This is a genomic window from Gemmatimonadaceae bacterium (genome assembly GCA_020851035.1).
Classification (GTDB): Bacteria; Gemmatimonadota; Gemmatimonadetes; order Gemmatimonadales; family Gemmatimonadaceae; genus JACMLX01.
Genome location: JADZDM010000029.1, coordinates 33,643 through 47,473 on the forward strand (window position 1 = coordinate 33,643; position 13,831 = coordinate 47,473).

Below are 13,831 nucleotides of genomic sequence, written 5' to 3' on the forward strand. Positions count from 1 at the left end.
GGGGCCACGGGGAGCGTCCCTGCAGCAACTGTCTCCCTCACACACACATGTCGCTCTGGACCGTCATTCTTGCCGGTGGCGTCGGGTCACGATTCTGGCCCATCAGCACGCCCGCCCTTCCGAAGCAGCTCCTGCCGCTGGTCACGGGCCAGCCCATGCTGCGCGACGCGGTGGATCGCCTGCTGCCCCTGGTGCCCGGCGAGCGCATGCTGATCCTCACGAATGCCACGCTGGAGCCGGCGATCACGGCGCTGCTGCCGGAGGTGCCGGCCGCGAACGTGATCTGCGAACCCCGTCCCGCCGGCACCGCCGCCGCGCTGGCCTGGGCGGCCCGCGTCATCGCCGAGCGCGATCCGGCGGCGATCATGCTGAGCGTGCACGCCGACTGGGCCATCGGTGATCCGGAGGGCTTCCGCGCTGCCCTGCTGCGCGCCGCGAACGTGGCGGAGGCGAACGACGCCCTGGTGACCGTCGGCGTGACGCCCACGCGCCCTGACCCCGGCTTCGGGTACATCGAGCCCGGCGAGCGGGCGGGCCAGGTGGCGTATCGCGTGTCGCGTTTCCTCGAGAAGCCGGACCGCGTGCGCGCGCGCGAGCTGATCGCCGCCGGCTGCCTCTGGAACTCCGGTATCTTCGTCTGGCGCGCCACCCGCTTCCTTGCCGAGGTCGAGACGCACTGCCCGGAGGTGTCCCGCGCCAGCGGTGAGCGCACGCTCGAGGGGTTCTTCGGCGCGGTGCAGTCGATCAGCGTGGACGTCGGGGTGCTGGAGCGGAGCGACCGCGTGTTCGTGGTGCCGGGCGCGTTCGGGTGGGACGATGTCGGCACGTGGGCCGCGCTCCGGCGCGTGCGGCCGGGCGACGCGGCCGGCAACGCGCTCCACGGCGACGTGACCCCGGTGATGTCGTCCGGCAACGTGGTGCACGCCGACCACCAGAGCGTTGTGCTGTACGGGGTCTCCGACCTCGTGGTGGTGGCGATCGACGGCCTTACCGTCGTGACGACGCAGGAGCACGCCGCCGACCTGAAGACGCTGATCGACGCCCTTCCGGCCCGCCTGCGGTCACGCGAGTGACCAGGCTGGTCCTGCTCGACCACGCGGCGGGTGCGCCCGAGGCGGACCTGCTCGCGCCGGTGAGCACCGCGCGGCCGCTGGCGGAGGTTCGCGCCGGCGCGTGCCTGGTGCGTGAGCGATGGGCGGCTGCCCTTGGCGTGCCGGTGAGCGGCACGGTGGCGGCGCGGCGACTCGCCGGCTTCGACGAGCCCGGGGCGGCGCCGGTGCTGGCCGACGACACGGTGCTGGCCGCGGGAACGATCGTCGCGCTGAGTCACTTCGCGCCTTCGCTCGCGGCCGTCGCCGACGGGACCCACGACACCTGGACACACGCCGGCACCGTGGTCGCGTCGCGGCTCGCCGGCAACACGACGGTGGGGGCGATCCGCGCCACCGGTGTGGCCGCCGGCCGGCTGGCCACCACGATCGACGGCTGGATGCTGACGCAGCCGTGGGACCTGGTCGGGCTGCTCCCGGCCATGCTGGGGGCCGACCTGCTCCACCTGGCGAACGAGTCGGCCGCGCCGGCCGCGTTGCCCCCCGACGTTCGGGTGCTCGGCTCGCACCCGGTGCGGATCGCGGAGAGCGCCGTGATCGAGCCGTTCGTGGTGCTCGATGCGACGCAGGGGGCGATCCTGGTCGGCGAGCACACGCTGGTGCGCAGCTTCTCGCGACTGGCCGGGCCGTTCGTGCTGGGCCGGCATTCGCAGTGGATGGGGGGCAGCGGGCAGACCGTCTCGATCGGCGATCATTGCCGCGCGAACGGCGAGATGTCCACCACGATCATGTGCGGCCACGCGAACAAGGGCCACGACGGCTTCGTGGGGCACAGCTACCTCGGGCGCTGGACGAACCTCGGCGCCGGCACCGTCACGTCCAACCTGAAGAACACATACGGCACCGTCTCGTTCGCGGGCGCGGACACCGGGCTGCAGTTCCTCGGCTCGATCCTGGGCGACCATGCCAAGACCGGGATCCTGACGCGCCTGACCACCGGCAGCTCGATCGGTGCCGGCGCGAACGTGATCAGCGACGACGTGGTGCTGAGCGTGGTGCCCGCCTTCGCGTGGGGCTCGCGCGGCGATCGCTACGATCGCGAGCGCTTCCTGCAGACGGCCGAGCGCGTGATGGCCCGGCGCAAGGTGACGCTCACGGCAGCGATGCGTGGGTGCCTGGCGGCGGTGCACGAAAGTGTCACCGGACCACGCCGCTGAGCACGCGCGGCAGGCCGGTGACGGCGTCGACGCGGCGCACCCGCATGGCGGCCGGCAGCGTGGCATTGCGTGACGCGCTGCGCGCGCTCCGCGGGCAGGGTGCCGCGCGGCGTGGCAGCGCCGACGACACCGACCGCGGCGCGATGTTCGACCTCGCGGCACTGGCCGACCGGCTGGCCGGCTTCGCCGAGGACCAGGGCGAGGATGACTGGGGGGAGTTCTGGGTCACGACGGCGGACGTCGAGACGCTGGAGCGCCGGACGGCGTTCCTCGCGGCGCAGGTGCCGGGGCTGGCGGCCGGCACTTTGCCTGCACTGCAGGCGCTGCACCGCGAGCTGGCCGCGATCGCGCAGCCGCCCGAATAGCACGTCCGAAACGCGAAGCGGGGCGGCGCATCGTGAGATGCACCGCCCCGTTCGTGACTGCGCCAGCGTGGACGACTAGTACATGCCGCCCATGCCGCCGCCACCAGGCCCGCCAGCGGCCGGCGCCGGCGAATTTTCCTTCTTCTCGACGATCAGTGCCTCGGTCGTGAGCAGGAGGCCCGAGATCGACGCGGCGTTCTGCAGCGCGGTCCGGGTGACCTTGGTCGGGTCGATGACGCCGGCCTGCACGAGGTCCTCGTAGGTGTCGGTGAGGGCGTTGTAGCCGAACGTGTTCGACTCGGCGGCCTTCACCTTCTCGACGACGATCGAGCCTTCACCGCCGGCATTCTGGACGATCATGCGGATCGGCTCCTCGATGGCACGGCGGATGATCGCGACGCCGATGTTCTCCTCGGCATCGTCGAACTTGAGGCCGACCAGCGCGCGCTGGGCACGGATCAGGGCGACACCGCCGCCCGGGACGATGCCTTCCTCGACGGCGGCACGCGTGGCGTGCAGCGCGTCCTCGACGCGGGCCTTCTTCTCCTTCATCTCGGCTTCCGTTGCGGCGCCGACATTCACGACGGCCACGCCACCGGAGAGCTTCGCCAGACGCTCCTGGAGCTTCTCCTTGTCGTAATCGGAGGTGCTCTTCTCGATCGCGGCGCGGATCTCCTTCTCACGGCCCTTGATGTTCTCGCTGTCGCCAGCGCCATCGATGATGGTCGTGTTGTCCTTGTCGATGACGACGCGCTTGGCGCGGCCGAGGTCGGCGAGGGTCGCGTTCTCGAGCTTGAAGCCCACTTCGTCGGAGATGACGTTGCCGGCGGTCAGGATCGCGATGTCCTGCAGCATCGCCTTGCGGCGGTCACCGAAGCCCGGCGCCTTGACGGCGGCGATCTTCAGCGTGCCACGGAGCTTGTTGACGACCAGCGTGGCGAGGGCCTCGCCCTCGATGTCCTCGGCGATGATCATGAGCGGCTTGCCCGTCTGGGCGACCTTCTCGAGCACCGGGAGGAGCTCCTTCATGGCGCTGATCTTCTTGTCGTGGATCAGGATGAACGCGTCCTCGAGGGCCGCCTCCATCTTCTCCGGATCCGTGACGAAGTACGGCGAGACGTAGCCGCGGTCGAACTGCATGCCGTCCACGGTCTCGAGCGTGGTCTCGAGGCCCTTGGCCTCCTCGACCGTGATCACGCCGTCCTTGCCGACCTTCTCCATCGCGTCGGCGATCAGGTCACCGATCTCCTTGTCGTTGTTCGCGGAGATGGTCGCGACCTGGGCGATCTCCTTCTTGCCGTTGGTGGGCACGGAGATGCGCTTCAGCTCCTCGACGACGGCCGTCACGGCGCGGTCGATGCCGCGCTTGAGGGCCATCGGGTTCACGCCGGCCGTCACGTTCTTCAGGCCCTCGCGATAGATCGCCTGCGCCAGCACGGTGGCAGTGGTGGTGCCGTCGCCGGCGTTGTCGCTGGTCTTCGTCGCGACTTCCTTCACCATCTGCGCGCCCATGTTCTCGAGCGGATCGGAGAGCTCGATCTCCTTGGCGACGGTGACGCCGTCCTTGGTCACGGTCGGGGCGCCGAACTTCTTGTCGATGACGACGTTCCGGCCCTTGGGGCCGAGGGTCACCTTGACAGCGTCAGCCAGCTGGTCGACGCCGCGCTTCAGGGCCGCGCGCGCGTCCACGTTGAAATGCAGTTCCTTGGCAGCCATCGGTTTCTATCCTCGTGTGGCGATTAGGCGAGGACCGCGAGTACATCCGACTCGCGGAGAATGAGCACATTCTCGCCTTCGATCGTGACTTCGGTGCCGCTGTACTTCCCGTACAGCACCCGGTCGCCGACCTTGACAGTCATCGGGGCCAGCTTGCCGTCCTCGTACTTGCCCGGGCCAACGGCGACGATCTCGCCCTGCTGGGGCTTTTCCTTGGCCGTGTCGGGGATGTACAGACCGCCGCGCATCTGTTCCGCCTCTTCGAGCGGCTTCACGACAACGCGATCGGCCAACGGGGTGACCTTGGCGCCGATGGCACTGTTGGTGGTCATCGTCCTTCCTCCAGACCTGACGTGTGACAGTGGATGAGCGCGCGGATCAGGGCACGCGCGCTTTGTTAGCAGTCGCAGTGGTTGACTGCTAAGGCCGGAAACCTAGTCACCGCCACCGAGAGGTCAAGCCGGCGGACTGCCTCCGGGACGAGAACCCGACAACCGCCGCAAGTCGTTACACGACAACGAGATGCGGCCGTGCTCGGTTGCCGGACGCGAACCCGCCGGCCCCGGCCGCACGCGCGCCGCCCGACCTACTCGATCGCGTCCGACCGGAGGATCCGGTACGCCAGCAGCAGCCCGCGGAGCGTCAGATCGGGGTCCACCACCTCCAGCGCGGGACAGATCGGCGCCAGCATCGCGGCCAGCCCACCCGTCCCGATCACGAGCGGCTCGCGGGCCGTGGGCCACTCGGCGCGGATCCGCGTCACGATCCCGCTGATCGACTCCACCGCACCGTAGACCACCCCCGAGCGGATGCACTCCTCCGTCCGGCGCCCGATCACCCGCTTCGGCGTGCGCAACTCCGTCGCCGGCAGCTTGGAGGTGCGGCGCGTGAGCGTCTCCAGCGACGTGACGACCCCCGGCGCGATCACCCCGCCCAGGAACACGCCATCGCGCGTGATGCAGTCATAGGTCGTCGCCGTGCCGAGGTCCACCACGATGCAGTCGCGGTCATAGAGACGGCTCGCGGCCAGCGTGTTGATGATGCGGTCGGCGCCGACGGTCTGCGGCTCGTCCACGTCGAGCGTGATCGGCAACGGGCTCGTCGCATCCACCGTCACGGCGTCCACCGCGAAGGCGATCGCGATCCCCTCGAGCAGAGCCGCCGTAACGGCCGGCACCACCGAGCCCACTGCGGCACCCGTCACGGCCGCCGGCGGCACCTCGGCGAGTGCGAGGAGGGACCGCAGCAGCACCGCGTGTTCATGCGGCGTCCGCGCGGTGCTCGTCACCACACGCCAGTGCGTGGTCACGTGATGCGCATCGGCCAGGCCGATGGTGGTCTCGGTGTTCCCGACGTCGACGACGAGCAGCATCGATCACCCCTCCGTGTTGTCCACGAACACCAGCGATCCCGCCACGGCGACAGACTCCCCCGCACCGTCATGCACCCGGAGGCCACCCGACGGTGTGATCCCGGCCACGACACCCGCCAGCGGCGACGACACCCGCCGACCGGTCGCGACATCCCGTGCCGCATACGTCGCCAGTTCGGCGGCGTCCAGCGCACCGTCTCGCGCCGCCGCACCCAGCACCGCGCGCACCACGGCCACCAGCACATCCGCCCGCGTCACCTGCGGGCCCAGGCTCGCCGTGACGAGACCGTCGCCGTGCGGCGTGGGTGCGGTGACGTTGACGCCGACGCCCACCACCATCCACTCGAGCGAATCGCCACGCCACCGCGCCTCGGTGAGCACACCGGCCAGCTTGCCGCCGCCAGCGAACAGGTCGTTCGGCCACTTGAGCCCGATGCGGACGTCGGCCAGCCGCTCGAGTCCATCCGCGAGTGCGATTCCCACCCGCAGCGGCAACACGCCCGGGGGCGCTCCATCGGACCGGCGAAGCAGCACACTCGCCCAGACCCCCGCCGCCTCGCCGGACACCCATGCCTTTCCGCTGCGTCCGCGGCCCGCGGCCTGAGCCCCTGCCACCACCACGCTGCCGTGCGGCGCGCCGTCAGCGGCAAGTGCGTGGCAGAGATCCATCGTGCTGCGACACCGGTCCACGACCAGCAGCGACGTCGCGCCGCTCCGACCCAGGATCACGTCGCACGCAACCCCATCGTACGACGCGAGCGACGCCGGGACCGGCATCACCCGTTGCGCGAGTACAGCAGGACCAGCACCCCGATGCCGAGCACCCACCGGTAGAGCGCGAAGATCCCGAAGCTCCGCGTCGAGATGTACTTGAGCAGCACCGAGATGGCGAGCCAGCCACTGATCCCGGAGGCGAGGATGCCGACGATGATCGGCAGCGTCACACCCTCGCGCACCGCCTCCGGCACCTTCAGCACCGCGGCGGCGGCGGTGATCGGCATCGACATCAGGAAGCTGAAGGTCGCGGCGCCGGTGCGATCGATGCCCAGCGCACGTCCCGCCGTCATCGTCGAGCCGCTGCGCGACACGCCGGGGATCAGCGCACAGACCTGGGCCAGCCCGATCAGCAGCGCGTCCGTCCAGCGGATGCCGCTCAGCGGGCGCTCCTGCTTCGCGAACCGGTCGGCGGCCCAGAGCAGCGTGCCCATGACGATCAGCGCCACGGCGGTCAGCCGCGGATCCCGGAACACGGTCTCGGCATACTCCTCGAGCAGCAGGCCGCCGATCGCACCGGGGATGGTGGCGATCACGATGAAGACGGCACGCCACTGGACCTCACCCTCCACGCGTCGTGTCCGCAGGATCTCGATGCCGGCCCTGCAGAGGGCGATCCACTCGGCGCGGAAGTACCAGAGCACGGCGGCCAGGGTGCCGAGATGCAGTGCGACGTCGAAGGCGAGTCCGGGATCCTGCCAGCCGAAGATGACCGGCGCGAGGCTGAGGTGTGCGGACGAGCTGATCGGGAGGAACTCCGCGAGGCCCTGCAGGATGCCGAGGACGAGTGCTTGGAAGACGTTCATTGGGAAGACTGGAGGACGCCGGGTGATGCCGCAGCGTGCGGCACCCGGGGAAGACTAGCGGCCCACGGGAGAGGGCACTCGTTCAGGCCCCACCCGCGTTGGCGCGCCGGCGGGACGCGGCGACGGCCAGAGCATCCTCGTAGGTGGCCTCGTACTGGCCGATGATGCGATCCTCGCTGAACCGGGCCCTCGCGTCGGCCGCCGCCGCCGCGCTCATCCGCGCCCAGCGCGAGTCGTCCCGGAGGATGTCGATGGCGGCGGCACCCATCGCCGCGGTGTCGCCGACCGGCCTGAGGGCGCCGGTCACCCCATCCTGGATGACTTCCGGGATGCCGCCCGCCCCGGAGGCCACCACCGGCACCCCGCACGCCAGCGCCTCGAGCGCCGAGAGGCCGAACGACTCGTTCTCCGACGGCAGCAGGAACAGGTCCGCGCCGGCGAGCAGCGGCGCGACGGTGTCGATGCGTCCGAGAAACTGGACGCGGTCGGCGATGCCGAGGGCGCGTGCCTCGTCCTGCGCCAGCCCGCGATCGGGGCCGTCGCCGACCATCACCAGCGTGGCCGGCATGGCGTCCGCCACGTGCGCGAAGGTGCGCACCACGTCCACCGTGCGCTTCACCGGGCGGAAGTTGCTGATGTGCATCAGCACCTTGCCCGGCGCCGCGGCCAGGCCCCCGAGCGCCCCGGGGTACCGCGCGCGGTCGTAGACCACCGGGTCGATGAAGTTGTGGATGACCTCCACCGCGCAGCCGGCGCAGCCGAAGGCGTCGACCGTCTCACGCTGCAGGTCCTTCGAGACGGCCGTGATGCGATCGGACTTCTCGATCGAGAACTTCGTGATGGCCCAGTACGACGGGTCCTGGCCGACGATGGTGATGTCGGTGCCGTGCAGCGTGGTCACGAGCGCCACGTCGTCGCCGGTCTCGCGCAGCATCTCGCGCGCGATCCAGGCGCTGGTGGCGTGGGGAATGGCATAGTGGCAGTGCAGCACGTCCAGGTGCGCCGAGCGCACCACCTCGTGCATGCGGACCGCCAGGGCCAGGTCGTACGGCGGGTACTCGAAGAGCGGGTACCGGCCCACGTCCACCTCGTGGAAGAAGACCCGCGGCAGGAACGCCGGCAGCCGGAAGGGCTGCGCATAGGTGATGAAGTGCACCTCGTGCCCGCGGGCGGCGAGCGCGATGCCAAGCTCGGTGGCCATCGCCCCGGAGCCGCCGTACGTGGGATAACAGGTGATGCCGATCTTCACGGGTGCTCCGGGCGTGAAACGGATTCCAGCCACAACATGGCGCGGCCGATCGCATCCGGCGCTCCGGGGTCCAGCAGCGTGACGCGCTCGGCGGGCAGTTGGTGCCTGAACCAGGTGCGCTGCCGCTTGGCGTACTGCCGGGTGTCGATGATAGTACGCTCCACCGCCTGCTGCAGCGGCATCCCGCCCCGCAGCGCGGTACGGAGCAGCGCGTAGCCGCAGGCGTTCCAGGCCGGTGCGGCGTCGGGCACGTCCGCAGCCAGTGACTCGACCTCGGTGAGCCAGCCGGCGTCGAGCATCGCGGCCACGCGGGCTGCGATCCGGTCGCGCAGCACGTCGCCTGGATCGACCAGCAGGTAGTGCGCGCGCACCTGGGACGGCCGCGCCCGCTCGCGCTGCCACTCGCTGAGCGGACGGCCGGTGAGCTCGAACACCTCGATGGCCCGCAGGAGCTGCGTGCGGCCGAGGTGCGCGCGGGCCGGGTCGATGACCTGGCAGCGCTCGCGCAGCGTTGCCGTGGCCTCGGCCTCGAGTGCCGCGAGCACGGCGGCGCGCTGCTGCGGATCGAGTGGTGGCGCCTCGAACAGCGGCGAGGTCAGCGCATGCAGGTAGAAGCCGGTGCCACCCACGATGATCGCACCGTCGCGGCGGATCCCCGGTTCGGCCAGCCAGCCGAGCGCCGCCGCCGCCCACGCCGCCGCCGAGTAGCGCTGCGTGGGTTCCACCAGGTCGAGGCCGCGATGCGGCACGGCGGCAACATCCGCGGCCGACGGCTTGGCGGTGCCGATGTCGAATCGCCGGTAGACCTGGCGCGAGTCGGCGCTGAGCAGCGTCGCGCCGGTGCGCGCCGCCAGCGCCAGTGCGATCGCGGACTTCCCCGCTGCGGTCGGGCCGCAGATGATCGCGACATCACGCACGCCCGAACCGCCGCTCCAGCTCGTCCCAGCTCAGCTGCACGATGGTCGCGCGGCCATGCACGTCGTGCGCCGGCAGCGTGGTCCGTGCGAGGTCGGCATAGAGCGCACGCATCTCCGCCGCCGACAGCGGTTCGCCTGCCTTGATCGCGGCCTTGCAGGCCACGGTCATGGCCAGGCGCTCGTGCCGCGTGGCCGTGCTCGCGATGCGATCGCCGGCGAGCGACGCGAGCGTCTCGCGCAGCGCCCGCTCGGCATCGAAGCGGGGATGCGGCATCGGCACGCTCTGCACGACCAGTGTCTGTCCACCGAAGCCCTCGATGCCGAATCCGAGCGCATCGAAGGCATCGCGGTGCGCCTCGAAGGCGTCGGCCTCGGCCGGCGTGAGGTGCAGCGTGAGCGGGAAGAGCAGTGTCTGCACGACGGCGCCCCCGCCCTGCATCTTCACCATCAGCCGCTCGTAGAGCACCCGTTCGTGCGCCGAGTGCTGGTCGATGAGGACCACGCCATCCTCGCGCTCGAACAGCAGGTAGGTGCGTCGCAGCTGCAGCAATGGCGGGATCTCCACCACGTCGGCGGGCGCGTCGCCAGCCGGTGCCGGCGAGATCACCGCCTCCGGCGTCGCCGACGCACCATCGTCCGCCGCGGTGCCGAACCACGGTGCCGCATCGGGTGTGGCACGCAGCATCGCCACGTCGGGCGTGTGGGACGACGGGGCCCAGGTCCGCTCTCCGCCGAACCGCGCGTGTTGCAGTGGCGCCGCAGCCGCCACGCCGAGTGCGCGTCGCACCGCGGTCTCCACCACGCGCTCGATGGACCACCGATCGTGGAAACGCACCTCCGCCTTCGCCGGATGCACGTTGACGTCGACGGCATCACCCGGCAGGCGGATGTCGAGCGCCAGCGATGGGCGTGCACCGGCCGGGATGGTGGAGTGGTACGCTGCCTCCGCCGCGCGCACCAGGCCGGGGTCGCGGATGGCGCGACCGTTCACCATCAGGAAGACGCGTCGCGCGGCGAGCCCCACGCTGGACGGCTGTTCCACCATGCCGCGCACGTGCACGGGCCCCTGCACGTCATCCACGTCGAGCAGGGAGGCCGGCGCCATCCCGGTCCAGACGGCGGCAAGCCGCTCGCGCCACGACCGGGCCGGCACCGCGGTGAACGCCAGCTTGCCGTCGTGCGTCGCCGTGATGCGCACGTCGCGTCGCACCAGCGCGATGGTCGCCAGCAGCTCTGCGATCGCCCGCCACTCGCCGCGCGCACTCTTGAGGAACTTCCGGCGTGCGGGCACCGCGTGAAACAGCTCGGTGACGCTGATCGTCGTGCCGCGGCGCCGTGCGACCGCTTCCGACCCGCCCATGATGCCCTGCGAGACGGTCACCCGCGTGCCCTCGCCGTCGGCTTCCGCCGTCTCCAGCACGAGGTGCGAGACGGACGCGATCGCCGGCAGCGCCTCGCCGCGAAAGCCGAACGTGGCGACGCCCACGAGGTCATCCGCCACCCGGATCTTCGACGTGGCGTGGCGCGCCAGAGCCAGCGCCGCCTCGGCTGGCGACATGCCGACGCCGTCGTCCCGGATCCGGATCAGTCCTCGCCCTCCATCCTCGACCTCCACGCCGATCTCGGTGGCGCCGGCATCGAGGGCGTTCTCGACCAGTTCCTTCACGATCGACGCCGGCCGCTCGACGACTTCGCCGGCGGCGATCTGGTCCGCGACGGCGGAGGCAAGGACGGCGATGCGGGACATGCCGGAAAGTTAGTCCGGGTGTGCTACGGAACCGGCCCGTCCGCCGTCCGCGCCTCGGCACGCGCGACATCGCGCGCGTCACGCGCGGCGAGCGAGCGCAGCGCGTCGACCTCGACCCAGCCCGACCGTCCCCCGGCGAGCGAGAGTCGGCGCCAGGTCTCGCTGGAATCCGTCACCGTGGCGAGCTCACCGCCCCGCGCGCGGGCGCCCGTCTCGCCCGCGAGCGCGGGTTCGGAACGCAGCGCCACCTCGCGACGGATCACCACCAGCCCCGCGGCCTCGGCCGACCGTTCCGCGGCCAGGCAGAGGAGGGCGCACCCGCACACCACGAACGTGGCGCCCAGCAGCGCGCGATTCGAGATGCGCCGGTTGCTCCACCGCCACAGCGCGCCACCAAGTGAGAGCAACGCCCCAACGCCGAGCAGCACGAGCCACGCCGTGCCAGGTGCCACCGGCACGATCGCGGTGCGCAGCTCACCGCCGGCGGTGTACGGTGCGAGCCACTCGCGGGCACGGCCGCCGGACGGCGCCAGTCGCACGCTCCGCTGCCAGGCCACGATCGCTCCTGCCGTGTCGGCGCGCATCCAGTGCGCAGCGCCGAGGTTCGTCCACGCCGCGACACTGCGTGGTTCGTCCGCAGCGGCGCGCGCGAATGCCGCGACGGCGGCCGCGAAATCCCGGTGCCGGTAGGCCGCGAGCCCGCTCGCGAAGGACGACGGCTGCGCATGCAGCCCGGTGGCCGGCAGCAGCAGCGCCACGACCAGCAGCGCCCCGGAGATCGCAGCGAGGCGCCGCTGGCCCGAGGCCGAGATCTCGCGCCGGAGCTGCTCCGCCACCGACGTCACCTCGCGATCGAGGTCACGCAACACTGCCGCGTCGATGGGGCCGCTGCGACCGAATGTGAGCAGGTCGAGTCGCAGGAGCAGCGCACCCGCTGCCTCGGATGCGTCGGTCGTGACCCCTGCGCGGCGGAGGCGCCGCACCACCTCGACCACCTCGAAGGGTTCATCGCGCCGCAGCAGCACCATCGGCGCGAGCACGTCGAGGTAGCGTCGACGGAGGCCGGCCAGGCCATCGTCAGCGACGTGCCCTGCGGCCTGCGGCCCCCGCGATGCACCGGTGTGGCGGCGGCGGCGAACGCGGTGCCAGGCGCGGCGCACCACGAGCGCAAGCCAGGGGAGCCCGAGCCCCACGGCCAGCGCGCGATACCACCAGGTCGCCGTGACATCGCGATCGTCCACCACCTGCCAGCGCAGCAGCGGCAGCGCATCGGCGGCGGGCTCCTCGTCATCCACCTCGGGCGCCGCGCCTGCCGCCACTCGCAGTGCGCCCGCCGGTGCGGTCGCCTCCTCGTAGCGGCCCTGCACCGGGTTGAAGTACGGGTACCGCACGACACCGAGGTCGAGCAACCCTTCCGTGCGTGGGGTGACGAGGTAGCGGAACGTCTTGCTGCCGCGCACGATGAGGTCACTGCTGTCCACCGCGATCGTCTCGCCCGACGGGCTGACGATCGCACCCGGGATGTCCAGCACCGGCGGCGGCAGGAGCTTCACGTTCCCGGTGCCGTCCACGCGCACGGAGAGCAACACGGCATCACCAACGCGACCGGTGGGTCGCTCGAGCTGCGCACGGACGGTGTAGACGCCGACGGCACCCGCGAACGAGGCCAGCCGGCCCGCGACCGGCAGCTCACGGACCACCACGCTGCGGGCCGGCGTCACCGCAGCCTTGCGGTCCTGGCGGCCGAACATCGTGCCCGCCCCGCCGAGCGTGTAGACGAGGCGCGCGGGCGGGATCGGCAGCACGCCGGCGCGCAGCGGGAAGAGCGCGCGCGCGAACACGAACGGTCGGTAGCGCACACCGTCCACGTCGCGTGAGGGCAGCTCGTCGTTGAGCACCGGCAGTTCGTACGCGACGGCACCATCGACCGACGGCGCGATGTACTCCGGGTTCCGCTGCAGCTGTGCGCGCAGTTCGTCGTCGATGAACACGCCCACCTGCAGCGTGACCTGCTCGCCCGCCCAGACGGTGTCGGGCGTCACGAGCGAGTGGAAGTTCACCAGCGTCGCCCGCGTGAGCGCGGCCCGGCTGACGATCGCGGGCACGGCGTTCGTCGGTGGCGGCAGCACCACCACCTGCTTCGGGGTGCTCGCTGCGCGCTGCGTGCCGAGCGTGGCCACCACCGCGCCGAACTGCAGCACGCCGGGGGCCGTCGCCCGCAGCACGTACCGCATCTCGCGCGTCGCCACCGCCTGCCCGAACCCACCGCCGAGCCGCGTCACGTCGGTGACGAGCTGGATGGTGGCGCCGGGCACGGAGGGGGCGCTGAGCTGCGGCGCCGTGTTGCCCTGCACCGTGGCGCGCAGCACGAACGGCACGGCCGCGCGTGCAGGGATCGTGTCCGGCACCTGTGCCGAGACGGCGATCTGCAGCAGGACCCCGACGGTGATGCTCACCAGTCCCGTCCCACCGGCGCGTCACGCCGGCGTCCGTCCCGCTGCCGGCGCGTCTGCACGTCGCGTTCGTCACGCGCCGCGCTGTTCAGCACCGCCGCGGCGCGCTGCCGGTCGAGTTCCTTCTGTTCCTGTGAGGGTGGTGGGGGCGGGGGGGGGGGCTGGA

Annotated in this window: 12 protein-coding genes; 3 read left to right on the forward strand and 9 right to left on the reverse strand. The window is 71.5% G+C overall.

Features of this window, described 5'->3' with window-relative positions:
- The first annotated feature begins 47 nt into the window (after positions 1-47).
- Genes IT355_19720 through IT355_19730 form a run of 3 tightly spaced genes read left to right on the forward strand, consistent with a single transcriptional unit; the run spans position 48 to position 2,631 of the window.
- Positions 48-1,073: a mannose-1-phosphate guanylyltransferase gene (locus tag IT355_19720; GenBank protein ID MCC7055510.1), complete on the forward strand. Its 1,026-nt coding sequence runs from the start codon at positions 48-50 to the stop codon at positions 1,071-1,073.
- The gene (locus IT355_19725; GenBank protein MCC7055511.1) at positions 1,070-2,266 is read left to right on the forward strand and encodes a hypothetical protein; all 1,197 of its coding nucleotides are present in this window, start codon (positions 1,070-1,072) and stop codon (positions 2,264-2,266) included. The genes IT355_19720 and IT355_19725 overlap by 4 nt, the downstream gene beginning before the upstream one ends.
- Before the next feature lie 17 nt (positions 2,267-2,283).
- Entirely contained in the window at positions 2,284-2,631 is a 348-nt protein-coding gene (locus tag IT355_19730; GenBank protein MCC7055512.1) for a hypothetical protein, read from the forward strand.
- 75 nt (positions 2,632-2,706) lie between these two features.
- Here the strand turns inward: IT355_19730 and groL are convergent, their stop codons facing one another.
- From groL to IT355_19775, 9 genes are all read right to left on the reverse strand, one after another.
- Positions 2,707-4,347, reverse strand: a complete 1,641-nt coding sequence (gene groL / locus IT355_19735; protein ID MCC7055513.1) for a chaperonin GroEL — start codon at positions 4,345-4,347, stop codon at positions 2,707-2,709.
- Positions 4,348-4,370: 23 nt separating this feature from the next.
- Positions 4,371-4,679, reverse strand: a complete 309-nt coding sequence (locus tag IT355_19740; protein ID MCC7055514.1) for a co-chaperone GroES — start codon at positions 4,677-4,679, stop codon at positions 4,371-4,373.
- Between the two features lie 254 nt (positions 4,680-4,933).
- Entirely contained in the window at positions 4,934-5,719 is a 786-nt protein-coding gene (locus IT355_19745) for a type III pantothenate kinase (protein MCC7055515.1), read from the reverse strand.
- Between the two features lie 3 nt (positions 5,720-5,722).
- Positions 5,723-6,496: a biotin--[acetyl-CoA-carboxylase] ligase gene (locus tag IT355_19750; protein MCC7055516.1), complete on the reverse strand. Its 774-nt coding sequence runs from the start codon at positions 6,494-6,496 to the stop codon at positions 5,723-5,725.
- On the reverse strand, positions 6,496-7,299 hold the full coding sequence (gene uppP / locus IT355_19755) for an undecaprenyl-diphosphatase UppP (protein MCC7055517.1): 804 nt from the start codon (positions 7,297-7,299) through the stop codon (positions 6,496-6,498). Before uppP ends, IT355_19750 begins: the two co-directional genes overlap by 1 nt.
- Positions 7,300-7,381: 82 nt before the next feature.
- Positions 7,382-8,548 carry an N-acetyl-alpha-D-glucosaminyl L-malate synthase BshA gene (bshA, locus tag IT355_19760; protein MCC7055518.1) on the reverse strand — a complete coding sequence of 389 codons (1,167 nt, stop codon included), beginning with the start codon at positions 8,546-8,548 and terminating at the stop codon, positions 7,382-7,384.
- Positions 8,545-9,465: a tRNA (adenosine(37)-N6)-dimethylallyltransferase MiaA gene (miaA, locus tag IT355_19765; protein MCC7055519.1), complete on the reverse strand. Its 921-nt coding sequence runs from the start codon at positions 9,463-9,465 to the stop codon at positions 8,545-8,547. Before miaA ends, bshA begins: the two co-directional genes overlap by 4 nt.
- Entirely contained in the window at positions 9,458-11,212 is a 1,755-nt protein-coding gene (mutL, locus tag IT355_19770) for a DNA mismatch repair endonuclease MutL (protein ID MCC7055520.1), read from the reverse strand. The genes miaA and mutL overlap by 8 nt, the downstream gene beginning before the upstream one ends.
- Before the next feature lie 23 nt (positions 11,213-11,235).
- On the reverse strand, positions 11,236-13,668 hold the full coding sequence (locus IT355_19775; protein MCC7055521.1) for a BatD family protein: 2,433 nt from the start codon (positions 13,666-13,668) through the stop codon (positions 11,236-11,238).
- Between the last annotated feature and the right edge of the window lie 163 nt (positions 13,669-13,831).